Here is a 289-nt window from a genome sequence, read left to right on the forward strand (position 1 = left end):
GGCGACCGAGGCGCTGACCGCCGCGCTGGCCGCCGCGCCGCATGCCGCCGCCGGGCTGGATGGCCCGGCCGCCGCCAGCGGCGAGTTCCGCGCCCTGCTGCGGGTGATCGGCGAAAGCCGGCTGCTCGGCCCGGCGGTGCGCGATGCCGTGCTGCGGGACGCTGAGGCCGCCATCGGCCTCGCCGCCGCCAGCCCGGTCCAGGCGGTGGGCATCGGCCCGCTGACCGCCCTGGCGCCGGAGCGCAACCGGGTGGAGCCGACCGCCGCGGCCGCCCGGCTGCAGGCGCAG

At 81.7% G+C, this 289-nt stretch carries 1 protein-coding gene; it reads left to right on the forward strand.

Annotated elements, in window-relative coordinates:
• A partial coding sequence (locus E2C05_RS33970) for a hypothetical protein (RefSeq protein WP_158292520.1) occupies positions 1–289 on the forward strand: 289 nt, incomplete at both ends.

The sequence above is a fragment of the Paracraurococcus ruber genome (genome assembly GCF_004353985.1).
GTDB lineage: Bacteria > Pseudomonadota > Alphaproteobacteria > Acetobacterales > Acetobacteraceae > Paracraurococcus > Paracraurococcus ruber.